At 34.3% G+C, this 26,331-nt stretch carries 25 protein-coding genes; 9 read left to right on the forward strand and 16 right to left on the reverse strand.

All coding sequences use genetic code 11. From position 1 onward, the window contains the following. Positions 1 to 71 precede the first annotated feature (71 nt). Complete coding sequence (locus HNQ00_RS04995) at positions 72 to 956, reverse strand: ComEA family DNA-binding protein (protein WP_173837228.1); 885 nt, start codon at positions 954 to 956, stop codon at positions 72 to 74. A gap of 290 nt (positions 957 to 1,246) precedes the next feature. Here HNQ00_RS04995 and HNQ00_RS05000 point away from each other — a divergent pair, with 290 nt between their 5' ends. Beyond that, positions 1,247 to 2,728 carry an amino acid permease gene (locus HNQ00_RS05000; RefSeq protein ID WP_173837229.1) on the forward strand — a complete coding sequence of 494 codons (1,482 nt, stop codon included), beginning with the start codon at positions 1,247 to 1,249 and terminating at the stop codon, positions 2,726 to 2,728. Positions 2,729 to 2,804: 76 nt separating this feature from the next. Here HNQ00_RS05000 and HNQ00_RS05005 read toward each other — a convergent pair whose 3' ends face one another. The 7 genes from HNQ00_RS05005 to HNQ00_RS05035 form a co-directional block, all read right to left on the reverse strand. Beyond that, complete coding sequence (locus HNQ00_RS05005; protein WP_217425249.1) at positions 2,805 to 3,044, reverse strand: PspC domain-containing protein; 240 nt, start codon at positions 3,042 to 3,044, stop codon at positions 2,805 to 2,807. A 70-nt stretch (positions 3,045 to 3,114) separates the two neighbouring features. Beyond that, on the reverse strand, positions 3,115 to 4,386 hold the full coding sequence (locus tag HNQ00_RS05010) for a DUF2851 family protein (protein WP_173837230.1): 1,272 nt from the start codon (positions 4,384 to 4,386) through the stop codon (positions 3,115 to 3,117). 53 nt (positions 4,387 to 4,439) lie between these two features. Further along, positions 4,440 to 4,928, reverse strand: coding sequence for a 3'-5' exonuclease (locus HNQ00_RS05015; RefSeq protein WP_173837231.1), 489 nt, complete (start codon positions 4,926 to 4,928; stop codon positions 4,440 to 4,442). 108 nt (positions 4,929 to 5,036) lie between these two features. After that, positions 5,037 to 6,398 carry a pyridoxal-phosphate dependent enzyme gene (locus tag HNQ00_RS05020; RefSeq protein ID WP_173837232.1) on the reverse strand — a complete coding sequence of 454 codons (1,362 nt, stop codon included), beginning with the start codon at positions 6,396 to 6,398 and terminating at the stop codon, positions 5,037 to 5,039. 199 nt (positions 6,399 to 6,597) lie between these two features. After that, positions 6,598 to 8,538: a putative porin gene (locus HNQ00_RS05025; protein ID WP_173837233.1), complete on the reverse strand. Its 1,941-nt coding sequence runs from the start codon at positions 8,536 to 8,538 to the stop codon at positions 6,598 to 6,600. Positions 8,539 to 8,700: 162 nt separating this feature from the next. Continuing rightward, a complete protein-coding gene (locus HNQ00_RS05030; RefSeq protein ID WP_173837234.1) occupies positions 8,701 to 10,131 on the reverse strand; it encodes a RagB/SusD family nutrient uptake outer membrane protein in 1,431 nt (476 codons plus the stop codon). Between the two features lie 10 nt (positions 10,132 to 10,141). Next, complete coding sequence (locus tag HNQ00_RS05035; RefSeq protein ID WP_173837235.1) at positions 10,142 to 13,276, reverse strand: SusC/RagA family TonB-linked outer membrane protein; 3,135 nt, start codon at positions 13,274 to 13,276, stop codon at positions 10,142 to 10,144. A gap of 203 nt (positions 13,277 to 13,479) precedes the next feature. Between HNQ00_RS05035 and HNQ00_RS05040 the strand changes: the two genes are divergently transcribed. After that, positions 13,480 to 14,145, forward strand: a complete 666-nt coding sequence (locus HNQ00_RS05040) for a ribonuclease HII (RefSeq protein ID WP_173837236.1) — start codon at positions 13,480 to 13,482, stop codon at positions 14,143 to 14,145. A gap of 59 nt (positions 14,146 to 14,204) precedes the next feature. Here the strand turns inward: HNQ00_RS05040 and HNQ00_RS05045 are convergent, their stop codons facing one another. The 4 genes from HNQ00_RS05045 to HNQ00_RS05060 form a co-directional block, all read right to left on the reverse strand. Beyond that, the gene (locus HNQ00_RS05045) at positions 14,205 to 15,176 is read right to left on the reverse strand and encodes a transporter (protein ID WP_173837237.1); all 972 of its coding nucleotides are present in this window, start codon (positions 15,174 to 15,176) and stop codon (positions 14,205 to 14,207) included. A 4-nt stretch (positions 15,177 to 15,180) separates the two neighbouring features. Then, on the reverse strand, positions 15,181 to 16,218 hold the full coding sequence (locus HNQ00_RS05050) for a cytochrome-c peroxidase (RefSeq protein WP_173837238.1): 1,038 nt from the start codon (positions 16,216 to 16,218) through the stop codon (positions 15,181 to 15,183). A 143-nt stretch (positions 16,219 to 16,361) separates the two neighbouring features. Further along, positions 16,362 to 17,159, reverse strand: coding sequence for an MbnP family protein (locus tag HNQ00_RS05055; RefSeq protein ID WP_173837239.1), 798 nt, complete (start codon positions 17,157 to 17,159; stop codon positions 16,362 to 16,364). Positions 17,160 to 17,270: 111 nt separating this feature from the next. After that, positions 17,271 to 17,645: a hypothetical protein gene (locus HNQ00_RS05060; RefSeq protein WP_371738857.1), complete on the reverse strand. Its 375-nt coding sequence runs from the start codon at positions 17,643 to 17,645 to the stop codon at positions 17,271 to 17,273. A 126-nt stretch (positions 17,646 to 17,771) separates the two neighbouring features. Between HNQ00_RS05060 and HNQ00_RS05065 the strand changes: the two genes are divergently transcribed. Further along, on the forward strand, positions 17,772 to 18,260 hold the full coding sequence (locus HNQ00_RS05065) for a hypothetical protein (RefSeq protein ID WP_173837240.1): 489 nt from the start codon (positions 17,772 to 17,774) through the stop codon (positions 18,258 to 18,260). A 36-nt stretch (positions 18,261 to 18,296) separates the two neighbouring features. On the opposite strand, the gene hemL is transcribed toward HNQ00_RS05065, so the two are convergent. The 4 genes from hemL to HNQ00_RS05085 form a co-directional block, all read right to left on the reverse strand. Continuing rightward, positions 18,297 to 19,583 carry a glutamate-1-semialdehyde 2,1-aminomutase gene (gene hemL, locus HNQ00_RS05070; RefSeq protein ID WP_173837241.1) on the reverse strand — a complete coding sequence of 429 codons (1,287 nt, stop codon included), beginning with the start codon at positions 19,581 to 19,583 and terminating at the stop codon, positions 18,297 to 18,299. 36 nt (positions 19,584 to 19,619) lie between these two features. Continuing rightward, complete coding sequence (locus tag HNQ00_RS05075) at positions 19,620 to 20,513, reverse strand: glucosaminidase domain-containing protein (protein ID WP_173837242.1); 894 nt, start codon at positions 20,511 to 20,513, stop codon at positions 19,620 to 19,622. Beyond that, entirely contained in the window at positions 20,506 to 21,402 is an 897-nt protein-coding gene (locus tag HNQ00_RS05080) for a 1-aminocyclopropane-1-carboxylate deaminase/D-cysteine desulfhydrase (RefSeq protein WP_173837243.1), read from the reverse strand. Before HNQ00_RS05080 ends, HNQ00_RS05075 begins: the two co-directional genes overlap by 8 nt. Before the next feature lie 134 nt (positions 21,403 to 21,536). Further along, positions 21,537 to 21,866: a hypothetical protein gene (locus HNQ00_RS05085; RefSeq protein WP_173837244.1), complete on the reverse strand. Its 330-nt coding sequence runs from the start codon at positions 21,864 to 21,866 to the stop codon at positions 21,537 to 21,539. Between the two features lie 152 nt (positions 21,867 to 22,018). On the opposite strand from HNQ00_RS05085, the gene HNQ00_RS05090 reads away from it, so the two are divergent. From HNQ00_RS05090 to HNQ00_RS05115, 6 genes are all read left to right on the forward strand, one after another. After that, entirely contained in the window at positions 22,019 to 22,195 is a 177-nt protein-coding gene (locus HNQ00_RS05090; RefSeq protein WP_173837245.1) for a DUF5522 domain-containing protein, read from the forward strand. A gap of 394 nt (positions 22,196 to 22,589) precedes the next feature. After that, complete coding sequence (locus HNQ00_RS05095; RefSeq protein ID WP_173837246.1) at positions 22,590 to 23,120, forward strand: DUF4136 domain-containing protein; 531 nt, start codon at positions 22,590 to 22,592, stop codon at positions 23,118 to 23,120. 61 nt (positions 23,121 to 23,181) lie between these two features. Next, positions 23,182 to 23,589 carry a group III truncated hemoglobin gene (locus tag HNQ00_RS05100; protein WP_173837247.1) on the forward strand — a complete coding sequence of 136 codons (408 nt, stop codon included), beginning with the start codon at positions 23,182 to 23,184 and terminating at the stop codon, positions 23,587 to 23,589. A 6-nt stretch (positions 23,590 to 23,595) separates the two neighbouring features. Beyond that, complete coding sequence (locus HNQ00_RS05105; protein ID WP_173837248.1) at positions 23,596 to 24,723, forward strand: esterase-like activity of phytase family protein; 1,128 nt, start codon at positions 23,596 to 23,598, stop codon at positions 24,721 to 24,723. Between the two features lie 302 nt (positions 24,724 to 25,025). Then, a complete protein-coding gene (locus HNQ00_RS05110) occupies positions 25,026 to 25,997 on the forward strand; it encodes a tetratricopeptide repeat protein (RefSeq protein WP_173837249.1) in 972 nt (323 codons plus the stop codon). Positions 25,998 to 25,999: 2 nt separating this feature from the next. Next, on the forward strand, positions 26,000 to 26,260 hold the full coding sequence (locus tag HNQ00_RS05115) for a hypothetical protein (protein ID WP_173837250.1): 261 nt from the start codon (positions 26,000 to 26,002) through the stop codon (positions 26,258 to 26,260). The last annotated feature ends 71 nt before the right edge of the window (positions 26,261 to 26,331 follow it).

The following is a 26,331-nucleotide window of genomic DNA, read 5'->3' on the forward strand; positions in this document are numbered from 1 at the left end:
GATATAAGTGACAATAGAAATGAAAACACTTTTCGTTTACCTCCCACATTACACATCTCAATTGTAAACATCTAATTAAAGTCCAAATATAAGGCAATTATTTTTGCTTTATCAACAGGAAATCCCTTAATTTCTAATAAATCCTCAATCTTTTTAAAATCACCGTTCATACTACGATAAATCACAATACTCCTAGATAGTTTGTAATTAAAGTAGGGAAATTTACTAATATCCTTTATTGAAGCATTATTAATAGCTAACTTATTAACGGCCGTTTGTTCACCCACCTTGAAGTGCTCTTTAATTCCTTGTACAGCATCATCAGACAATCCCCAAACCTCAGTTATTTGCTCCATTGAGACAAAAGCGCCTATTTTTGACCGATAATTTAAAATCCTTTTAGAAAAAGCACCTCCTACTCCATATACTTCAATCAGTTGTTCTGCAGTGGCATAATTAATATCGCGTTTTACAATAGCCTTTTTATTACGATTGTTTTCTTTATAATTAACATAAGTTGCTTTTGACTTTCTATTCTTAACCCAATCAGGAAATTTAAAAAATGTCACCATTGTACTTAATAGCGAGTCTGAAACTTTAGTAAGCTTTTGAAATTCCTCGGCAGAATTTACATATTTATTTTGTTTTCGATAGGCATGCAAGCGATCAATTTCCTTCACTGACATCCCTAGAGTGTACCCTTTATAATCTGTTATGAAATTAGGATTAAAAGGGTATCGCTTATATTCAGCTTTTTCTTTTGCGTTTTTTAATGAGTCTATTTCTACCTGCAGAGACAACCACTGTTGTTTCTCCTCGCTATCTATGCCATCAGTATTAAAATCCATAAAAAACACGGCAGCTTGTGCACAAAAGATGAGAACTAACAATAAAATAAGCGCCTTGCGTTGCTCCTTAGAATAATTAAAGAATTTATAAAGAGCTTGAAAATTCATAGACAAGTGATTTTATTGCAAAAAAATTATAATTCATTTACTGACAACAGTATACAGCGATACGATTGTAATACTAAGCGCAACAAGATACAAAATCATAATTAACAACAACGTATCTAAATACCCAATTAACAAACATATTCGCAAAGTTGAGTAGTAGAATTTTCTATATTCTAATATATCTATAATGAAGACTAGCAATATTATTTTAAAGTTATCTGATAATATTGTTTTTATATTTTGCAAAAAACAATACATTTGGGCACTAATAACAATAAACCTAAAAATATATGTCAATTTGGAAAACAAAACCACTTTCGGTTTTATTAAATGAAGCTTCTGACGATGAGAAAGGTCTAAAGAGGACGTTATCTGCACGTTCCCTAGTCGCACTTGGTGTTGGAGCTATTATTGGTGCAGGATTATTTTCGTTAACAGGTATAGCTGCCGCAGATAATGCAGGACCAGCAGTAACCTTATCTTTCATATTAGCAGCTTTTGGCTGTGCCTTTGCGGGATTGTGTTATGCTGAGTTTGCATCGATGATTCCAGTTGCAGGAAGTGCTTACACCTACTCTTATGCTACCATGGGAGAATTTGTAGCATGGATTATTGGATGGGATTTAGTACTAGAATATGCACTTGGAGCAGCCACCGTTGCGGTTAGCTGGTCGCAATATGTTGATAAATTCTTAGCCAATTATGGCCTCCATATTCCGCAAGAGATCCTCCATGGACCATGGGACAGTAGCCCTGGATATATAAATTTACCTGCAATACTTATAATATTTGCTCTATCCCTTTTATTAATTAGAGGTACAAAAGAGTCTGCCTTACTAAATAATATTTTAGTTATCTTAAAAGTAACTGTTGTTATTGTATTTATCGCATTAGGTTGGGGATTCATAGATGGAGCAAACCATACGCCGTTTATCCCCGTAAATGAAGGAGAAGCGCTTTTAAGCTCAGGCAAGATGACTTTTTTAAACTTCTTTAGCAGTGACTACTTTGGTCATTACGGATGGAGTGGAATCTTGAGAGGTGCTGGAGTTGTTTTCTTTGCATTTATTGGTTTTGACGCTGTATCTACGGCTGCACAAGAAGCAAAAGACCCACAAAAAGGAATGCCAATAGGTATTTTAGGTTCGTTAATTATATGTACAATTCTATACGTTTTATTTGCTTTTGTATTAACAGGTTTAGAAAACTACTTAAACTTTAAAGGAGATGCTAGTCCAGTAACGACTGCATTTGCTAAGACAGGATACACCTTCTTAAACTCTGCACTTACAATTGCTATTATAGCAGGATATACTTCAGTGATGTTAGTAATGTTAATGGGACAAAGCAGGGTATTCTATAGCATGAGTGTTGACGGTTTATTACCTAAATTCTTCAGTACACTACATGCAAAAAATAGAACACCTTACAAAACAAACTTACTTTTTATGGTTTTTGTAAGTGTATTTGCAGGATTCGTTCCAGTGTCTGACTTGGGTCATATGGTTAGTATCGGTACCTTATTTGCTTTTGCTCTAGTATGTATTGGAGTTATTGTAATGAGAAAAACAAACCCTGATGCCGAAAGAGGTTTTAGAGTTCCATTTGTACCTGTCTTCCCTATTATAGGTGTAATCATCTGCTTGATATTAATGGCTGGATTACCTATCGTTAGCTGGGAGAGACTTGCAATTTGGATGGTAATTGGTGTAGTAATTTATTTCTTATACGGAAAGAAAAACAGTATACTAAACAACCCAAATAAAAAGTAACAATTTTTACTTAACATAAAAAAAGGGATTATAAAGTACCAACTTTATAATCCCTTTTTCTTTATGTATAACTGCGCTATAAATCAAATACAGAACTGCGTTTTGCACGAATCAAATCCTTCAATTTAAGCCAGAAGGCTATAGTTAAATATACTCCAAACCACAGTCCCACAGTAACGAATGAGATGTAAATAAAAAACAATCGCACACTTGTTACTCGCATTCCTAGCTTATCAGCCATACGTGATGACACGTGAAAACCATATTTTTCAAAAAAATATTTTATCTTAATTACATTTCTAATTTTCTCTGGCATAGTACTACTTTTATCGTAACCGAATTCAAAATTAAACTATTCCATCAAATTATCTACTATATCACAGTCATCAATTCCCTTTCAACAACTGCATACCAATAGCACACTCTAGACATTTACCTTTGTTACAATATTCATTTTTTAACTGTAAAAGTGATTGCGAATCAAATGCATTAGTAGCTTTTAAACCAAAAATCCCAAACTTTTGAATGATTGTATTCTTCTCACTAGCTATTTGATTCATAAGACCAACTAATTTATCTGTGTCACTTAAACCCATTGCTTTTCCGTAGGCGAATTGTAAAGGAATAATTGTGTTGATAATAATTAAATCTATAAATCCTTTAGCTAATTTCTTATTTTTAAATTCACTTTCTTTATCGAATAAAAAATGGGTTTTCCAGTAGGTCGAGACAGAAACATTAAAAACTTCATACACTGCCGCTACAGTAGAAGCATGAATTATTTTCGAAAACAAATTATGCTGGTTCGAATATAAAGAACCTAACTGTGATAACCGTATGGTAGGAAAGTTATCTGGTCGGTGTTTAAAAAACTGCAACGGCTCAAACACTTGCGTTTGCAAATTATATTTATTGAGCAAATAAAAATACCTAAACTTAAGATCTTGAAAATAGCGATCTTCTTTTTCAACTTGCAGCAGCTGTGTTGAACCAAAAAAAAGTGCTTCTAAGTTTTCATTTTCAGTAGCCTCTTTTCTGATGATATGAAAAGGAATATGTTGCGCCATTTTAAATAAAATAGCTCCATTGGTGTTGAGTCCAAAATTTTTGGCTAATAAACAAAAAAGCACTGCTTCCCAATCATTATTAGTGCTTTGTAACAAATCATTTATAAGTAAAGACTTTCGCTCTAAGCGTTCAAAAAACAATCGCTCTTGCCAGTTTTTAATAGTAAAGTCATCAATCGTTTTCAAATCCTTTTCGCAATTAATCCACGACTGAGGCGTCATTAACGACTTGTAATTATTTAAAGTTTCTGAAGCAATATAATTCTTCAACTCTAAAACAGGAATCTCGGAATTATCTTTTCTAAAAATTTCTGAATCATGATTCCATACAACGTGTAGAATGACGTTGTCATAATTAGCGTCTCTTTCATGATTGTGAACATACCAATCTGAAGAATTGATATGAATTTCGACATTACCAGCCCATCTTTGATTTCCTATAGCAATTTGTGCATTAAAAAAATCAGGCCCTGCTAATTCTAGATATTGACCTACACTAACAATTGAGAGTTTCTCGTTATTTACAGTCCTTAAGTTTTGTGTGTCGAATTTTTTAAATTTCCAGAGGTGATGTAAAAAAGCTTCTTTCATAATACGCATTGGTTAAACCACTAATATAATGAAAATAAACACTTTAACAAACCCTAAACCTCCCTCATTAAATATAATTGTGCACAAGCCCTAGCGTCAGATAACGCTTCATGGTGATTTAACTCAACATTCATAACACGGCAACAGTCGCTTAATTTTGTTGGTTTTAAACCTTTTGCCTTGTATATTTTAACCGTACACTCCCACTTTAGTGCAATATTTAAGTCGTCATAATTTAAGTTGTAAAGCGCCATAGATTTACTTAGTACATTTCGATCAAAACTCTCATTATGAGCTACAACAATTTTCCCTTGCAATCTCTTTTTAATCTCTGGAAATACCTGAGAAAACGTTTTTGCATTCACTGTATCTCTAGGATATATCCCATGGACCTGAATAGTGTATGGAGAATACACATTATTGGGCGGCTTAATCAAACTAACATATTCATCTACAATTATTCCATTCTCTACGGTAACAATACCCACTGAACAAGGGTGATGCCCTACAGCGGTTTCAAAATCAATAGCAGTAAAAGTCATTTATATTTATTTTAAAATTTTAAAAACCTCAAGGCATAAAAAACCACGAATTTTTATTCGAAATAAAGATTTAGAATAAAAATTCGTGGTCATTAAAAGGGCATGCTATTATTTTATAGAACCAATAATATCATATTTTGTAATAATGTGGTGTCTACCGTTTCCTAAATCAACTAACACAGCTTGATTTTCTTTACTAAACAATTTAGAAACCTCTTCAATAGTAGTTCCTAATTGTACAATAGGATATGCTTTCCCCATGACCTCACGTATGGGTCTTTCGGCAGTATTTTTATCAGAAACGTAGCTTTGAAATAGATCAGACTCATCTAATGATCCTACAAAACCGGTAATATCCATTACTGGAATTTGAGAGATTTTATATTTACGCATTCTTTCGATTGCGTGCGAAACTAACTCTTCAGTCCTTGCTACTATTAATTGCTTATCTATATGATCTTTGATTACATCTTCAGCCTTAGTCACTGTCTCATCTAGGAAACCTCTTTCGCGCATCCAATCATCATTAAACATCTTCCCTACATAACGACTTCCTGAATCATGAAACAATACCACCACAACATCTTCTGGTTTGAAGTGTTCTTTCAATTGTAAAAGTCCCTTTATTGCAGCCCCAGCTGAATTACCCACAAATATACCCTCTTCAAGAGCAATTCTACGAGTATAAACGGCTGCATCCTTATCTGTTACCTTTGTAAATCCATCAATAATAGAGAAATCTACATTTTCTGGCAAGATATCTTCACCAATACCTTCGGTGATATAAGAGTAGATTTCGTTCTCATCAAAAATACCGGTTTCGTGGTACTTTTTAAAAACAGAACCATAGGTATCAATTCCCCAGATCTTAACGTTTGGGTTTTGTTCTTTCAAATATTTACCTACACCAGAAATAGTACCACCTGTACCCACTCCTGAAATAAAGTGTGTAATTTTACCTTCTGTTTGTTTCCAAATTTCCGGACCAGTTTGCTCATAATGTGCTAACGCATTTGAAGGATTATCGTACTGATTTACATACCAAGAATTAGGAGTTTCAGTTGCCAATCTTTTAGAAACTGAATAATAAGAACGTGGATCTGTAGGTTCAACATCTGTAGGGCAAACAACAACTTTGGCACCTACAGCCCTTAAAATATCCATTTTTTCTTTGGATTGCTTATCAGAGATTACGCAAATAAGTTTGTATCCACGTATAATTGCAACAAGAGCCAAGCCCATTCCTGTATTACCAGAAGTCCCTTCGATAATCGTACCTCCCGGTTGTAAACGACCGTCAGCTTCAGCATCATCAATCATTTTCAAGGCCATACGATCCTTAACCGAATTTCCAGGATTGAATGTTTCCACTTTTGCTAAAACTAAAGCATCAACACCTTTAGTCACTCTATTTAACTTAACTAATGGCGTATCACCAATAGTCCCTAATATATTTTCTGCGTATTGCATTTAGTTTTACGTTTAAGATTGTAATTTAATTATAAATACCAGTGCAAAGATAGTATTTTGTATTAAATATACATAGGCAATGCCATTTGCATTAAACTAAACAAATAGAAAATTATGGATTATACGAGTCTAAAACAGAGAATAAATCACTTACACCTACAAATAGAGGTGAAAAATTATTCGAAACATAATGAAACTATTAATTAAAGAAATTCCATATTAACCCAAAACGCAACATAAAATCACGGTACGGATTATTAGGTGATGCATAAAAATTGTTGCCCGTCAACGAAGAGTTGAAATGCTCTGCTTTAAAATAAATGCGTGTACGTTGAATCTTAGCGTTGATAAAGAAATCTAGATTGGGATAACCACCTATCTCTTTTTTATCCTGCACAAAAAATTCTCCAATGACTGGATTGTATTCATTTGCATAATACTTAGTGAAATAATTTAAAGTAATTCCTGTTTGTAAAAATAATGCCTTCTTAAATAAAAAATCAGTAAAGTAAAGCGTATTTCGTGTCACAAATTTTGGTACGTTTAAGACAGCATCATCTTGACTTACATTCTGAAACAATAAAGTATTGTCTAAGGCAAATTTACCGTATTTGAATTCGCGACCTAACTTAAGAGAAACATAATTAATAGTTTTCTCATATTGCTGAGGAGATACTATTTGCTGTACCTCATTTGTTGCAATGTCATTAAAATAAAGATGATCATTCAAGGTAGAGAATTTAGCAGAAGCTGTTAACCAAGGCGTGACAGCCTCAGCAGATAGTTCATTAATCTTTTCATTCTTAAAGTTATTAGACCAATTGTAAGCCACGTAACTACTTTGATACAAATTATAATTATCGTTTGGCAATTTATTCAGATTCTGATATTCAAAATTAAATTGAAAATCATCATTCAAATCATATTTCATTTTTGCATCTAGATTTGACAACGATTGGTTTGTGATCGATCTCGAATACAAGAATTTACCCGTCCATTTATTCTTTTGATAATCATACTGTCCACCTGCACTATTAATATTGCGGGATAAGGAAGCAGGAATAGTACCATCTGTTCTAATTAGTATTTGATCATAATAAAAATTACTTTGATAATCATCTACAAAAAATTGAAATTTACCTAAAGTGCTATTTTCATAAGTAAGGCCCACTTTATTGTACATTTTATTATAATGTGTTTGATCATTGATTCCACTATTCTTGTATGCATCACCAAATCTGACAATAGAACTCGTACCAATTGTAGAAGTAACTGTGGGCTGGTTAAATTCAAAAAATTTATTCTCATAATTAAATTGATGGTTCACATATAAATTATTATTTCCTTTTTTAGAATTAACTCTAAAATAGTGGTCTGCAAACAACCTTCTACCTTTTAAAAATGATTGTGCATCTGTGAAATAAACTTCTAAACGTTCTCGGTTATCATAATCAGGATTCTCACTCTCAAAGTCAGAGACTGTCGTGATACCACCATTTTCCTCATTTAAAATATCTTGATACGTATAATGAGCATTTAAAACGTAGCGATCATCTTTTGCGCTATAACTAGAGGTAAACCTAAAATTACCAGTACTTGTTAATTGATTTATGTAATGTCCTTCAGATCTCAAACCTTTATAAGCTATTGAAAAATTCAATCTTGGATTGATATTTAAAGTAAAAAAAGCATCAAGATTTTGCCCTTTCTGCATTACAGATCTAAAATATAATTCGGTTACAGGAGTTGCAACAGAACTGTATTTAATATCATTTGCCTCAAGAAAGTTAAAGTGCTTAGCTTTAAAACCCATCTCTGGATAAGGGCTGTACTTATCAAGTCCGTATTGTAAGGTATTGTAAGTTTGACCTTCATTAGGAAATGCTAGTAACCCAAAGTTGTCTTTATGCAAATAATTAAATGAGTACTCTCTTTGAATCGTTAAAGATGTATCTAGATAGGTAGTATCTCTATCAATGTTGATAAAACGATATTGATCAATGTTAGCTATTTTTTCTGGTTTGATAGAGTCAGAAGACACTCTATTGTCTCCATTTCCACTTGATGGTTGAACGGGACGAGCTTGAGAGTGCGTTAAAAATGGCAGCAATAGTATAAATATGTAACTAAGAATTCTCATTTATAAATAAGATTAGATAAGCAATTACGAAACAGGATATAAAACGACAAAGGTAAATGATAATAAGCTATAAAAAAACAGTGTTATGAGTAGAATCAATATTAAATAAAAACCCCCTCACTATTAAATAATGAGGGGGCTTAAATTAGTATAGATTAAAAATTATCTATTTTCATTCACAGAATCATCTATTAAAAGATTGGCATCAATTTCAGGCTGTGGAACTTTAAGGTAGAATTTTTTGTCATTTGCAAGCAAACTAGCAGATGCACCAACGCGGTGATTACCTGTTCTAGTAATAGCTCTTTGCAAACGCTTAGCATCAAACCACTCAACTCCAATTTCAGCATATAATTCTTTTCTTCTTTCTAGTAAGATTTCTTCGATTAATGCTGTACCAGTATTAGTAGATTTTACAGCATTTACGTCTCTTTGACTTTGTAAATAATATAATAAAGTATGCGCTTCTGCTTCCTTACCAGGAATTCTCGCTTTTGCTTCAGCTTCGATTAGAATCATCTCTGCTGTTCTCATAATAGCATTATCTCCTGCAAAAGTAAAAGTGAATTTACGAGTGATCCAGTATCTGTAATCATTTAAGTCAGTAATCGCTGCACTTTTCTTAACGAAAACTCTTCTAATATCTGTTGCTGAAAACAAATCAACAAAATTTCTATTTATGAAAGTTGCAGAATATGATGTAGTAAAGTGATCCGCCATTGATGCAGGAGCATTCCAATAATAATTAGATTGGTCAGTACTTTGAGCACTACCCCAGATCCATTCAGAATTGGAAATATCGTCAAACCCTTTTGCATAGTCAAGATTTAATGTTGTAGCAATATTTCCACCGTATGCCGCTTTTGCAGCATCTGCAGCTCCCTGCCAGTTACCCATTACCTGATAAACTTGAGCTAAAATACCTTGTGCAACATTCTTGTTAATGTAAGATTTACCTAAGCGATCAGCTGTTAAACCATCAACGGCCAATGTTAAGTCTGATACGATTTGCTTGTATACCTCATCTACTGTTGTCATTGCCTTACCTTCTGCAACAGACTCTGTATAAATAGGTGGAGCTGGGAAGTTTTTATCCAAAGAATAAGCAGTAGAAAACTCTAATACTAATTGGTGATAAAAGAAACCACGCAATGCATATCCATAAGCACTAAATTCTTTTTTATCAGCATCACTTAATTCACTAGTTTCAACACCTGCGATTAATGAATTAGCTTGGTTGATCATGTAATAGCAATAATTCCAAGTAAACCTAGTTCTTCTATAAGAAGGCTCACGGTTTGAATTTGCATAATCATCTCTAAACCAAGTGCTTGACTGGATTATATCGTTACCTTTCAAAGTTCTAGCATAGAAGATTGAGTTTAAACCAGCTGAGTCAGTAGAGTCATATTGTCCTCTAAATCTTCTCATAATTCCAGATATAAATGCTTCGACACCCGCTCTAGATCCAAAAACAACCTCTGGAGAAACAGTATCTGTAGGGGTAGGTTCATCAAGAAACTCTTCGCTACAGCTTACAGTCATAAACAAAGCCATAAAAGCTATGAATATTTTTATAAATATATTTTTCATATTTTTTTTTTTAAAATTCTAAATTAACACCAAAAGATACAACTCTTTGATTGTATGATCTACTATCAGTAGTTCCTGCAAAACTTTGCTCAGGATCGATTCCTTTGTGAGATTGGTAAGTCCATAAGTTATCTGCTTGGAAATACAATCTTAATTTGCTCAAATTCATTTTCTCAACCAAATCAGTTGGGAAATTATAACCAATGTTCAATGCTTTCAATCTCACATAATTATTCTTGAACAAGAATCTACTAGATGTACTGTTAAAGTCATTATTTGAAGCTAACAATAATGGCGTATCTGTGATATCACCAGGATTTTGCCAACGATTTTCAACATCTTGATGAGCAGCTCTACCAGCAGTTTCAAATCCTTCCATTAAACTCGCGTAAGTACTATCGTATACATAGGCACCATAGCTAAAGTTAAAAAGAATGTTCATATCAAGATTATTGTATCTAAAGTAATTTGTTAATCCTCCTACAGCTTTAGGTAGAGATGATTTGTTTACATAGTTTCTAGTAGCGTCTGTATATACTTTTGTTGTAACTTTTTCACCTGTAGCATTACCATCAACATCTAAAACGTCTTTGTACCACATTCCGTAACCATCTTCTGGATCAACTCCTGCCCATTCTTGCATAAAGAATTCGTACAATGATTTTCCTACTTCCCATCTTTTAGTTCCATTTACAAAACTACCTTGAGTCAACTCAGTAACTTCATTTTTATCAATAGAAAAATTAACTCCTGTAGTCCAAGTAAACGATGGAGTTTCGATATTTGTAGAGTTTAAAGTGAACTCATATCCGTAGTTTCTAAGACCACCTACATTTGTAAGTATTCCAGTGTTCCCTGTAGAACCAGCAATTGGCTGATTGTAAAGTAAATCGATAGATTTTTTATTGTAATAATCAACCGAACCAGTAATTCTATTATTAAACAATCCAAAATCTAATCCTATATCTGTAGAAGCAGTTTTCTCCCATGTTAAATTTCTGTCAACAAGACCTCCTAAAACTACTCCAGTATTTGTAAGTTCGTTAAAACCTGTTTCAAAAGACTGGATGTAAGGGAAATAAGAATTAGCTCCAGAAGAACTTTGTGCTTGATTATTTCCAAGCTCTCCGTATGAACCTCTAATTTTTAAATTCGATAAAAATTCACTATCCTTTAAGAAATTTTCTTCTGAGATTATCCAAGACCCTCCTACAGCATAGAAGCTTCCCCATCTAACATCAGTGTTAAATCTAGAAGATCCGTCTCTACGAAATGATCCTTCTAAGAAATACTTTTCTTTGTAGTCATAACTCAAACGACCTAAATAACTAGAAATTCTATCCTTTGCAGTATAACCTGAAACAGATGATGGTGTAGTACTACCATTTAACACTGTAACACCTGGTAAAAATCCTTCTCCTTGCGCTCCTAAAGCGTCAATTTTAAATTGATAAGCTTCTTGAATTAAATCCACTCCAAAAGTATGATCACCAAATGTCTTTTTATAATTTAAAGCATTGGTAATATTTACTCCTGTAGTAATATTTCTATCTTGTGAAACTCTACCATTCACATTAGAAGCATACCCTACTTCACTACTTGCGTAAGTGAATGAATCGTAAATGTACTTTTCAAAAGCTATAGTAGTTTTGAATGACAACCCTTCTGCAAGTGCTGCTTCAATATACGTGTTTGCTGTAAAGTTATCTCTCTTATACCCTATATCATACTTGTATAATGAACCAAATGCATTTTCATTTTCAAAAGTAGGACGACTAGCATTCACTAATTGACCTGTGTTTGCACCGTAGTCAAATTGTTTTTGACCTTTACCATCTAATAACAAATCACCATTTCCATCTCTTCTGTAAACTGGATAAATTGAAGGTACATTATAAATAAACTGTACAGCACTCTGATAACTAGTACCACTTTGAGAAGGAAAGTTTTGATCTGAAGTCGAATAAAACATTGTCACTCCACTTTTTAACCACTCATTTACTTTAGTATCAATACTTAATCTAGTATTTAATCTATCAAATTTTGATGTTGTAACATTTCCTTCTTGTGAAAGGTAATTTGTAGTAAAATAGTATTTTGTATTCTCGCTACCTGCTGACAACGCTAAAGTATGTTCTGTTCTAACAGCTGAGTTATCTAATATTAAATTAGCCCAGTTAGTATCCCATTTTTTCTCAGTCGTAACTAAGTTTCCATTTGCATCAACAGGCGTTGCAGCAGTATATGGGTTATACCCTAATCTTGTAACCAATGCATTTGAAGCATTTGTCCCAGCAAGAGCTGGAGCTTGACCGTTGATGTACTGATTAGTATTTCTCATAGCCTCCCAGTTTAACTGCATGTATCTATCAGAACCAACCATCTTGTGCAATGGCACTGCATTGTTAGCAAAACCTGTAGTTGACGTAATTGCAATTTTTGGTGCGCTATTAAAGTTACCTCTTTTAGTTGTAATAAGAATTACTCCATTAGCTCCTCTTGAACCGTATAAAGCCGTTGAAGATGCATCTTTTAATACACTCATAGATTCAATTTGATCAGAACTAATAGCATTTAAATTACCGTTGAATGGAGCTCCATCTAAGATAATTAAAGGATCAGCTGACGCATTGATTGAACCAGTACCACGAATACGTATAGTAGGACTCTCTCCTGGCATACCACCCGCTGCAATTATGTTTACCCCAGAAACACTTCCTTGTAACGCAGTCATTACGTTAGTAGCTTGTTGCTTAAGCAATACATTACTATCGATGGTTGCAACTGAACCAACAATTGATTTAGCAGTTTGCTTACCATAAGCCACAACAACTACTTCATTTAATGATTTAGCTGAAGACTCTAAGGAAATATTAATTTTATTTGAAGCACCAACTGTTGCCGACTTGTCTTGAGTCCCAATAAAAGAAAATACTAAAACATCGCCAGTATTTGCTTTTATAGAGTACTTACCATCAAAGTCTGTTTGTACTCCCCTTGTTGTTCCTTTAATAACTACATTCGCACCTGGAAGTGGTCCTGAGTTATCTGTTACAATTCCTGAAATTGTTTTCTCTTGTGCAAAAGAAAACTGGATACTTAACACTGTTAAAAGTGTCAAAATCCATTTGAATTTTAATCTCATATTTAATGAATTTGAATTAGTTCTTACAAACATCTTAAAATTATCTTAAAAACGAAATTAAAAAGTCATAAAATTTACCTTTTGACCATAAACATTTAACATATTATGCACATAAACGCCCATTTCATCTTCAATCATCACCACATTTTCTGAAAATTCGTACTTTTACAATTAATTAATATCAATTTTAACTTTAATTAACAATGCTACAAAACACCTTTTCTGAGTTTATTATTGAAGCAGGTGCAGACGAGGCCGGTAGAGGCTGTTTAGCAGGTCCTGTGACTGCGGCTGCAGTGATTTTACCTGACGGTTTTGTTAATGATATCTTAACAGATAGCAAGCAGCTTTCAGAAAAAGCTCGGGACTTGTTAAGACCAATTATTGAGGAATATGCAGTCGCATTTTCGGTGACGCACCTTGAACCTCTAGAAATCGACGAAATCAATATTTTAAATGCCTCTATAAAGGGAATGCAAGAATGTGTCTTGAAATTAAATCCAGCGCCACAATATGTAATTGTGGATGGTAATAGTGCTTTCATCCAGAAAAAGTGGAGAGAAAATAAAAACGGCAAAATTTTGACGGATCAAGAAAAAGAAATACTCGCCGCAATACCTAACAAGGCTATCGTAAAAGGGGATTCAAAATATTTAAATATTGCAGCTGCCTCAATTTTAGCAAAAACATATCGCGATGAATACATGAATCGCATTCACGAGGAATACCCTATGTACAATTGGAAAAAGAATAAAGGCTACCCTACTAAAGAACATCGGGCAGCAATTGCAAAATACGGTGTAACAAAATACCACCGCTTATCCTTTAAACTATTACCAGACCAGCTAAAATTAGATCTAGACCAATAAAACAAAACCCCTAAGAGCATGTAGCTTTTAGGGGTTCCTTCTTTCTTGGCGTGTTTATTTTACAAACTGTAGTTTAAATTAACGCTCCATCTATAATTAGCTTCAATTTTACCATTTGATAAATGCTGGTTAATTGGCAGCATAGCATTAACACCTAACGAAAACCTATCCTTCCCTAGTTCGAAACCAAATTTACTAAACAATATATCTCCCGCAGTATTCAATACATTTTCCCCATACTGCTTATTCCTCTCATAAACTTCTCCTGCGATTCCAACTTGTGGAACAAACTGAACTGTATTGAAATCTAATAGGTAAAATAAAGTCGAACCGTAGTTCAATTGATTCCCGAATTGGTACTTTTTATCATTTTCGGTTTTGATGGTGTAATTAAGCATGTTGTTTAAACCGAGGTTTTTTCTTTTAATAACGTATTCAGTTAATAATAGGTAATCCCAACTACCCGTACCCAACTGAAAACTTTGATTTACAGTACCAGCATTGTTCGCTTCCTTGAACTGTCCTGTAGGCAGCTTCACTCCTCCTCCTAATTGTACGTCATGCACAAACGTTGCACTGTCTTTTACCGTTTTGAAAATAGAATAAGTAGCCATAACCGTGATATCCCCTAATCCATTGATGTTTTCAATTCCTGTGCTTAATTCGCGGTTATGAAAATGGTAAGGAATTAATGCAGTCACTTGAATTTTGTCTGTAACAGGAATTTTTGCCCAAACTTGAGTAGTGTTGAAATTTTCATCAACCCATGGTGAATTGTTAAATATTCCATCTTTACTCGAGTAACTCTGATGAAAGTAGCGTACTCCCACAAAATTTGAATTCAGCATCGAACTAAAACCCATACTTCCTCCACTTGCAGAACAGCCACAAGCATCGCAGTCAAAATCCATGGCTGCGTCTAATTGTAATTTTTGAAAAGTAAAACTTGAAATACTGTCTTTAATAGGTGCCGCGATCGAAAATTGAATCGAACACAAGCTAGCCAAAAATATTATTAATGTATTTTTCATGGTATTAATATTCTGAGAATCGTTTATCACTGAGATATTGATTGTCTGTTAGTGTTTTTAAAAAGGCAATTAACTGCAATTTTTCTGCTGCAGAAATTGCAATTCCAATCTTTCCGTCTTTTTGTAAAACAGGATCTAATGTTGGTGACGCATTTACTCCAGTTGCATAATGCTCTAAAACTGCTTCAAGAGTTCCAAATCTTCCATCATGCATATAAGGTGCTGATTTCTCAACATTACGCAAACTAGGTACTTTGAATTTGTAATAGTCTTGAACAAGTTCAGTAACTCTATAGCGTCCTACATCATTTATTAAAGGATTAATCGCTAAGCCGTTGTTCCTGAAAGAATCGTCTGTTTGTAAATCAGCAGCATGACATGAGGCACATTTTGTTTGAAATAATGCATAGCCTGCGCGCTCCTCTACAGTCAGTTCTCCACCCGCTTCATTGCGCCTGTAGTGGTCAAATTTGGAATTAGATGATGTTAGCATTACCATAAACTGCGATAGTGCTTTAAGCATGTTCTCTATAGAAACGGTGCCGTCAGTAAAAGAAGCTTTAAATAAGTTTTGATATTCTTTGTCTGATTTCATCATGGCAAGAATAGCAGTCAAATCACCGTTCATTTCGATTTCGCTTGTCAACGGAATTATAGGTTGCAGATCTAAGTGGCCCGCCGCACCATCATACATAAATATAGATTGGTAGGCTAGGTTTTGAATCGAAGGAGCGTTTCTCGTGCCCAGGGCATTATCAACTCCATGACTGACTGTATGCCCATGATGTGTAAACGCGTCGGCTTGAATATGGCAAAACCCACAAGAGACTAATCCATCTGAAGCTAATCGCCCATCATAGAACAATTTTTTCCCTAGTTCGAAACCTTTCTCTGTAGGTGGATTTGCAGCAATATCATATTGCAGATTGGGAAAATTTGACGGAACCGCAAAGTCTAATGGCAGGTTCACATACTCCTCTTCCTCACTAGAGCAACTCAGCAAAAGCGGAATTAGTAGCCAAAGAAAATAGTTGATTTTCATGGTTGTAAATTTTAAAAGAACCACAAGAGTTGTCGCCTAGCCCCGGTTGCAGCGGCATCCTTTTTTTTATTTCAAAAAAAGATACAGCGGAAGACGGGACTAATGTGCTTGATAAACCAACTCTTGTGCTCCTAAAAATGAAATTAATCGTTGTGTACGTGGTCTACAGTAAACATTGTAGCAATATTTGCTGTGATCAACGATAGATTAACTCCTCCCATGATGTTTGCACCTGTTTCATTAGGATTATTATCAGATAACTTGATAGCATTTGTACTGTTTAAAATCTTCGCGAGGTCGGCTTTAATATGAACCTGAGGCGTAATCGTCTCTCTCACTAGTGCTTTGCTATTTAAATCAAGAGAAACAGTGGTGTAATTGTAAGCAGTAGCTGTTTGCCCCGTGTGCACTCTAAACGCAACTGGAGTTGTGAATTCAGAAGATGTAAAAGTACCTTCAAATGCTAAAAATTTGTAGCCTGCAGACCATCCCCACAACATATCAGCAGCATCAGCTGTAGCAAGAAAATCACCTTGACCATTTGCACCTGTTTTGTACTGCTCCTCGTCTACTCCTATCCCAAAAGTCACTTTAGTATAATTAGCCGCCGGTATGTCTTTTAAGTTTAATACATGTGTTGACGCATCTGCTTCATCTACGATAAAATAACTACTACTTTTAGGGTAGGTGAACACCGTGCCATCCTCTGTGGTTAAAACAATATTGCTAACGATGTATTTTATTGAACTTATTTTTAAGACTTCGTTACTCGCAGTAGTATTTGCTTGCGTGTCTAATATTAAATCATTTCCTGCAAATGAGTTATCAAATTCTAACCCTAAATTTCCTGTTCCTGCAATAGCCTCATCATCACTTGAACATGCTGTAAATGCTGCGCTCAAAGCTAAAACAGCTAAGGCTTTGTATACTAAATTTTTCATTCTTTATGTTTATTTTTCTTTATATAATTTTTTAAAAACAGATCACATCGCTGCTTGTTCTTTTGGCTTTCGCCAAAGAATACAGGGATACAACAATTTGCTTGTATGTAATTAAGAAAGAAAAATTGGGGGATGAAAAATAGCGTCGCAATCTAAATGAGAATAGAGATTAGCATACCTACTTATACTGCTTTTTGAAGGAGTAAAGTCTAAAATTGCAAAGTGACAAGAAATCACCTCGGCAACAATAACATCGACTAATTGGTTTGCATTTTGCTTCTTATCTGATGTAAGTGGTTTGTCATCGTCAGCTGCTTTTGCAAGCTCTTTCATCAGGTGACATTTTCCATTACAATGCAGTTCTGGTTTGGCTTTATTAATACAAAGCACCTCTGTGATATAGTCGTAATTAACAGCATAGTCTATAACCGGAAAAATCGGTTTTAGAAACAAGACTAATAGGATTATGACTGCAATTTTTTTCACAGCGCAAATATAATACTGAAATCTAAAATACACATCATAAAAATCGCACTATTATTAAAGTTTTGTTAAGCATTAAACCTTTATGAGTTATCGCTGTCTTATCATTATAACTTTAAAACAACAAAAATGAAAAAATTATTTATTGCTGCCTTATTAGCAGTTAGTATAGCCAACTTTGCGCAGGATAAAAAAGACCAGCCAAAGAGAGAGAGAATGGAAAAATTTACTCCAGCACAACAAAATGATTTGATGTTAAAAAAGATGACCTTAGAACTAGATCTAACGTCAAAACAGCAAGATCAAATGAAAAGTGTCATTGCAGAAAAAAGAGCTAAAAGAGAAGCAATGATGCAAGAGCACAAAATGAAAAAAGAGGCTAAAACAAAACCATCAGCAGACGAACGCTTTGCAATGAAGTCTAAAATGCTAGACGAGCAAATCGCTATGAAAGGGAAGATGAAATCAATCTTAAATGCAGAGCAGTTTTCAAAGTGGGAAACTATGAATGCTAAGCACCACAAACGTGGCAGAAGAATGCATAAAAAAGGTACAGAGGTAGCTTCTCATGACAAGTCTACTCGTGGTAAGTCTACTCAAAGACAAATGCAGAAATAAAAAAAAACTTCCGGTGAGAGCCGGAAGTTTTTTCGTTTAAAATGTTTTACTCACTTTATCTACTGCTTTAATTGTAAAGTCTAAGTCTTCATAAGTAAGCGCATCTGTTATAAACCAGGTTTCGTATGCCGAAGGCGCGATATAAATTCCCTCTTGCAACAACCCATGGAAGAACTTTTTAAAGGTTTCGTTATCCCCCTTTGCAGCTGATTTAAAATCAACCACTGGAGCGGCATCAAAATGCACTGATATCATAGAACCTATTCTATTAATGGTATGCACCACATTGTTTGCTTTTAATACTTTCTCGATACCTTCATGTAAGTAGGCCGTTTTAGCATCTAATCTTTCAAAAATAGCCTTATCATTGTGTAATGTTTGTAGCATTGCTAAACCTGCAGCCATTGCTAGTGGGTTTCCTGATAAAGTTCCTGCTTGATAAACGGGTCCTAATGGCGCAAGGTAATTCATGATTTCGTTACGAGCTGCAAAGGCACCTACTGGCAAACCACCACCTATTACTTTCCCAAAACAAACAATATCTGCGTTAACACTGAACAGTTCTTGAACACCACCTGCTGCAAGTCTAAATCCGGTCATCACTTCATCAAAGATCAACTGGATACCGTTTTCTGTACAAAGCGCACGCAAACCTTCAAGAAATCCTTCTACTGGAGGAATACATCCCATATTTCCAGCAACAGGCTCTACAATAATGGCAGCGACCTCTCCTTGATTTGCCGCGATAATATCTTTTACATTCTCTAAATCATTGTACGTTGCAAGCAAGGTATCTTTTGCTGTTCCTGCTGTAACTCCAGGACTGTTAGGCGAACCAAAAGTTACCGCACCACTTCCTGCTTGAATTAAAAACGAGTCAGAATGACCGTGGTAGCAACCTGCAAATTTTATAATTTTATCTCTCTTTGTAAAACCGCGAGCTAGACGCACTGCACTCATACAAGCTTCTGTCCCCGAGTTAACAAATCGTATTTTATCAATATTAGGAACCATCTCAACAGCTAATGCCGCAATTTGAGTCTCTAATTCTGTAGGCATCCCAAAAGAAGTACCTAATTTTGCCTTCTCTATTACAGCTTGCACAACAGGCTCAAATGCATGTCCTAGAATCATAGGACCCCAAGAGTTGATATAATCAATCAAGCGGTTACCATCTGCATCATACAAATAAGCTCCACTTGCACGTTCTACAAAAATAGGCGTTCCTCCTACTGCTTTAAAAGCTCTTACAGGTGAATTTACACCGCCTGGAATTACTTTTTCTGCTTCAGCAAATAGCTGACTACTTCTTTTATATAACATCGTAATAATTGTTTTTTATTTTTTGTTCGAATGGTATTACTTTACAATCAATCGTTGCCCTATCGAAATGATATTCTCCGAAAGATTATTTTTCTGCTTTAAATCAGCTACTAAGAGATTGTATTTTTTTGAGATCGAATACAAAGTATCTCCTTTTTGAACTTCGTGGTAAGTATAATTAGAATTGTAAGCAATAGAAGTACTCACTGTTCTTATAACCGAATTATTGTCCATCGGAATGTATTTATTCCCTAGAACCATCGCATCGTACTGTCCTAAATCGTAGCGTTCAATATACGAAATCAATTTGTCTGGATAACGAGGATCTGTAGCGTATCCTGCTTTTCTTAAACCTTTGGCCCAAGCCTTATAATCGTCTTTGTCTAGAGTAAACAAATTAGAATACCTGCTTCTACCGGTTAAAAAAGTGGCGTGATCTTTAAATGATTCTTCTGCTGCATCGTATTTTCTAAAACACTCTTGACTCGCGTCATCATCATGTTTTACACTGTCCCCAGTCCATCCTGCATGGCATTTAATCCCAAAATGATTATTAGCTGATTGTGCTAAGTCGCCTCTTCCTGCACCTGACTCTAGAATTGCCTGCGCTAGAATAATACTTGCTGGAATTCCGTAGGCTTTCATATTACTCATTGCAATATTTCTATAACGCAAAATGTAGTCTCCTATCACATCGTTAGAAACTACCGTTCTTGACGTAGACTCAATAACCTCATCACTACTGCTTGCTCGCGTTGTCGTAGTATTTCTAGTATTTACAACTGGCTTATACACCTTTGTTGACTTCCCTTTTACTGTTGGTTTTCTAGTGGTCGTAGTTGTGGATTTTGAGGTCTTAACAGGCGCTTTTGTCGCGTTGCAACTTGCTAGGGTAACCAATATGATAACAAGAAATATTTTTTTAAACATAGCCATTTATTAAAGGTAATTGCTTTTTTTTCAATAGGGTATTCATTCCATGGATTCCTTGAAGTCCTCCTGTATGAATCAACAAAATTTTAGACTGTGGTTTAAAATAATTGTTGGTAATCAGGTCAATAACGCCAAAAAACATTTTTCCAGTATAAATTGGGTCTAAAAGAACGCCAGTATCTTCAAAAAACTGATTTATAAAGACAATTAATTCGGCTGTAACTTTCCCATAACCCCCAAAATGATAGTTGGTTATGAGTTCCCAATTTTTATTTTCGACAAAAATACGAATTTCATCTTGTAAAAAGTCTCCTTTTAAAGCGGGAAAACCTAAAACTTTTTGATGTGGCAAAGCACTATTGATAATTCCCGAAATTGTACCCGCTGTTCCCACCGCACAACATACGTAATCAAACTGTGCATCTTCAGGAGTCAAAATCTCCTCACAGCCTTTTATAGCAAGTGCATTTGTACCTCCTTCAGGAATGATATAGCAGTCGTCATAACGGTTTTGCAATTGCTCTAAGTAGGCTTTTTCGTTTTTATTGCGATACGCTTCTCTAGATACAAATTCAAATTCCATACCGCATTCTTGCGCAAATTTAAGTGTGGGATTATCATGAATTTTATCTGCTAGTTCGTCTCCCCTTATCACCCCTATGCTTCTCATACCAGCTTCACTAGCAGCATAAGCAACAGCGGCAATATGGTTAGAATAAGCCCCTCCAAAGGTGAGTAAACCATTCTTTTTTACGCTTTTTGCCTCGAGCAAATTATACTTTAATTTCCTGAATTTATTTCCAGAAACAAACGGATGAAGCAAATCTTCCCTTTTAACGGTAAGCGTAATAGCATGTGGTAATTGTATGGTGAGATCCTGATTCAACTTTTTTTTTCAAAGGTAAAGACTTATGTATAAATAGCGGTCAATTCCACTAGGATAATGCACTTGCAAGCAGTTAGTTTTTTTTTTCGAAAATAAAAAAGAAAGTCTCACTTTATACCCGAATAAAGAGCGAATTATAAAAGGTATTTGGTAAAGGAGTACCACTTTCTACCGTTTAGATAGCGTAGGTTTTTTTCATTCGAATAAGCCTCTCTCTCAAAACTAATGTTGCGGTAGGCGGTGTTAAAATTTTTATATTCGAATAAACGAATGACAAACTCTAGTCCGTAAAATATAAAAAAAGGAAGAATTAACAGCTCCAGTTGCTGCCTTAAATGAATGCGCTCGTGGTTTAGCAGCACCTCATTTTTACGATCTTCTTTGTACCTGATAAACACAAACGGAAAAATGGTAAGACCGCGATACCCTCTAGGAATAAGAATTTTTGTAACTATTAACACCATTTGCAATTGTATAATTGGGATTAAAAGTACTAAAAATTATGTGGGAATCTAAAAAGACAATCGTTTTAAAAATCTTAAATTTGCAGTAGTGAAATGATTTTTATCGAAAGTCAGTTTCACCAGTACTACAAAATTAAATAAGAGATTAAAAAATGCTTGAATCAGAAAGTCCGAACAAACTAGTAGAAGGAGAAGATTTCTATTACACTCCTGAAGGTTACAAATGCTTTACTGAAAAGCACCACTTAAAAAGAGGCTATTGTTGTAAAAGCGGCTGCCGTCACTGCCCCTATGGCTATGATAAAAAAACAGGAACAATCAAGAAATAAATACTGCTGCTGCTTTCATTGAAACTCGCTTTGTCATCTGCTTGCAATAAAAGCACTTTTTGAGTTATAGCAATACAAGAGTTGTTAAAGACGGTTTACAGTAGATGGAAACTGAATAGTAGTATTAATAAAAGCTGATTTTTGATTCCTTATTCGCAGTTTTTTTGGTACGATTCTTGATAATTATAAAAAAGCAGCAAATCACTTAGCATCAGTGCTTTTACAGCGATTTAACTGTTAGATTATCATATACTTTAAACAGTATTGTGGCGTTGAATTTAGATAGAAAAAAAGCTGTATTATTACTGTTTTCTAACTAAGGAACACGACAGATTTAGTCGCTTATAGCTTGCCCAATTATTAAAAGTACCCATAAATATTAAAACACATCACTATGAAATCATTAAAATTTATCCCCGTTATACTCCTCTTAGTGCTATCAGCATGTAGCGCAGTACGTGTAAATGCCGACTATGACAAAGGCACTAATTTTACCGAATACAAAACCTATGCCTTCCATAAAAGCGGAATTGACAAGGTCGAAATCTCTGAATTTGACAAGAAAAGAATTCTTCGTGCTATTGACACCCAATTAAGCAGCATGGGAATGACTAAAAGCGAAACTCCAGATTTACTAGTTAACATTTTCACTAAAGAAAGAGAAAAGGTAGAAGTAAGCCAGTTCAATGCTGGTTGGGGTTATGGATGGGGCTTTGGTTGGAATCCTTATCTATGGGGCGGTCGCAATTTTGTAAGCAGCTCAACAGAAGGAACTTTATACATCGATTTAATCGACGCTAAGAAAAAAGAACTAATCTGGGAAGGAAAAGGGGTTGGAAACCTTACCGAAAACAGAGCAGATAAAGAGCAACGCATCAACGAATTTGTCGCTAAAATATTGGCGCAATTTCCTCCACAGGAATAAAAAACAAGCACTTTTTATATTAAATGGCCTACCTTTGTGTAGGCTATTTTTATTTTAAATTATGACAGCATTACAAGACATATCAAGCTTTGAAGACATTAAACTTCTCGTGGATACTTTTTACGATAAGGTGCAAAAAGACGATTTCATCGGACCCATATTTAATGAGAAAATTGGGCATCGTTGGCCTGACCATTTAGAAAAAATGTACCGCTTTTGGCAGACTGTTTTACTGGAGGTGCATTCCTACTCCGGCAGTCCGTTTCCTCCGCACAAACACCTCCCTATTGACAAAGAACATTTTGATCGCTGGATGCAACTTTTTATCGAAACCAACGACACTTTGTTCCAAGGTCCAATCGCTGAAGAAGCTAAAATGCGCGCTAAAAACATGGCCGAAATGTTCCATTATAAAATCAACTATTTCAGAGATCAAAATCAAAAAGGCGATCTCCTAAATTTAAAATAATATTCCATGCGCAAATTCATCCTTGCATTACTTCCCTTAGCAGTGGCATCTTGTTCTTCAGTGCAATCTACTGTAAGCAACAATCCAAATCCAACATTCAAATACATCAACACTATCGAAGTACCTTTTAACCAAGAGTTTAAAAATACGGTTGTAGGTGGTTTATCGAGTATTGATTATGATAAAAAAAACGATCTCTATTATTTGATTTGCGACGATAGAGCAGTATACAATGACGCCCGCTTTTATACCGCAAAAATTAAAATAGCAGCCGATAGTTTGCATACGATTACATTTCAAGATGTGGTATCGCTAAAAGATAAGGCAGGAAATAAATATGCCAACTGGGAGAAATACCCAAACAGCTCAATAGACCCTGAAGAAATGCGTTATAATGATAAAACAAAATCAGTGGTATGGAGCAGCGAAGGCGCAAGAGTAGTTGCCAAAGATTTTGCTGTGATCCAAAACCCATCTTTGCAAAATGCCTCTCTACAAGGAAAATTCATCAGTGAATTTAACTTACCTGCAAACCTCAACATGCAAAAAGAGGAAAAAGGACCACGTAGCAATGGTGTGCTAGAAGGCATTACTTTCAACAAAGATTTCAGTACCCTATATACTAATGTCGAAGAGCCATTGTATGAAGACGACAACCAAGCGACTACTGCCAAAGGGGGTATGATTCGCCTATTTGAATTTGATACTAAAAGCAACACCAACACAGCACAATACGGTTATTTACTAGACCCTATCGCCATAGCACCAAATCCTCATACTGGTTTTGCAGTAAACGGAATTTCGTCAATTCAATACTACGAACCCAACAGATTATTGGTTGTAGAGCGTTCGTACTCTGTAGGGAAACAAGCCTGCACAATCAAAGTTTATTTATGTGATTTTACCGAAGCTACAAATGTGAAAGACGTTGTCTCATTACAAAACCAAGGTGTGAAACTAGCCACAAAAAAGCTCATTTTAAACATGGATGATCTGGGTATCTTTACTGATAATATCGAAGGAATAACTTTTGGTCCCAAATTAGCCAATGGCAAACAATCAATCCTTTTCGTCTCAGACAACAACTTCTCCGACAAACAGAAAACGCAAGTATTACTATTCGAAATAGAGTAATGTAACTTTCAGATACAATACTAAAAATCCGCAGCAGTTTGTTGCGGATTTTTTTTGTTTCTTTATTGAGAATGGTTGTTTTGTACCTTGTATTTCAAACAAACAGTACTCTTGAATTTTAAAAAAAATGTTTTTTTTTTATAGGATTTATAGTTCGAATTAATATACTTTTATGATTAGTTATACTACAAGATAAAACTTCGTTAATACGGCGATTATTGAGTGGGTTTGCGAAGGTTTGTTTCGTGTATACGATAGTTAGCAGACATATTAGAAAAACGAAACATTAATCAACAAGAAATATGAAAAAAATAATCTTAACATTACTATTTTTAAGTAATTTATCCTATTCACAAAATAGATATTCACAATCATCAACTTCAACATATACACCTATGACATTAAGTGAAATGATGGTTGTTCCTCAAAATTTAAGTAATAAATATAATGAAAATCAAAAATATTTATATTCTTTAAAAAACTGGATTTTAGAATTAAAACCACAAGTAACAGAACAATCATTTATTATCAGATTTAATAAAGAATATAATGACCTTGTGAAAATTGAAGATAAAGATTTATCTAAAGCAACCCAATATTTACAACAAACAGAAAATGCAATAAGAGAAATAATTTCAGATTATAACATTTATGTTGCAAAACTAAATAAAGAAAATCAAACTAAACAAAATCAAACTTCAACAAATAATTCATCACAAAACTTAATCCAAGTTGCCTTTAAGTATTATGAAGAAAAAGATTTTGCTAAATCTGTAGCTACTTTTTCTAAATATTTAGAAAATGACAAAAATAACACAGATGTGATTTTTTATCGTGCTTTAGCAAAAACAGAATTAAATGATTTCTATGGTGCTATATCTGACTATGAAAAAATCATTGAGTTAAACTCTAACTATCCTTTACAATATAATAAATATGCAACAGTTTATAATAACAAAGCATATACTTTAGTTAGACTTAAAAAATTCCAAGAAGCTTTGCCTTTTGTTGAAAAAGCATTAGCACTTGATAAAACAGAATGGTTTATTTGGGATACAAGAGGAGAAATTTATTACAATTTAGCTATTTATGATAAAAGTTTAAAAGATTTAAACAAAGCAATTGAATTAAAAGAAAATGACAACTCGTATTTTTTAAGAGGTTTAGTTTACATCAAACTAGGTCAAAAAGAAAAAGGATGTAAAGATTTATCAAAATCGGGAGAACTTGGAAATTCAGAAGCATATGAAAAAATTAAAATTAATTGCAAATAAATATGATTAATAGCCAAACTATAGAAAATTATAGAACAAGTGATTTTGAGGAATTAATGAATTCTAAAATAAAAATTACTTTAAAAAAACCATTTAAAATTAAATCAACAGAAGAAGAAGGAAACGTATTTACTGGACAAATTGTTAGTTTAGGTTTATCAGCTAATTCACCTCATTTACCTGTAAGTATTGATTTTTTAATTGAAAATACCGATGATAAAATATCCCCAAATATTTTCCAAATTGATAGTATAGAATTATAAATACGTCTGCTAACACACGTTTGGCGCAATTGCGAATTTTGTGCTAAATTCACATTCACGTTTCGCAAGAA

Source organism: Flavobacterium aeripolare (genome assembly GCF_013294025.1).
Taxonomy (GTDB): Bacteria; Bacteroidota; Bacteroidia; order Flavobacteriales; family Flavobacteriaceae; genus Flavobacterium.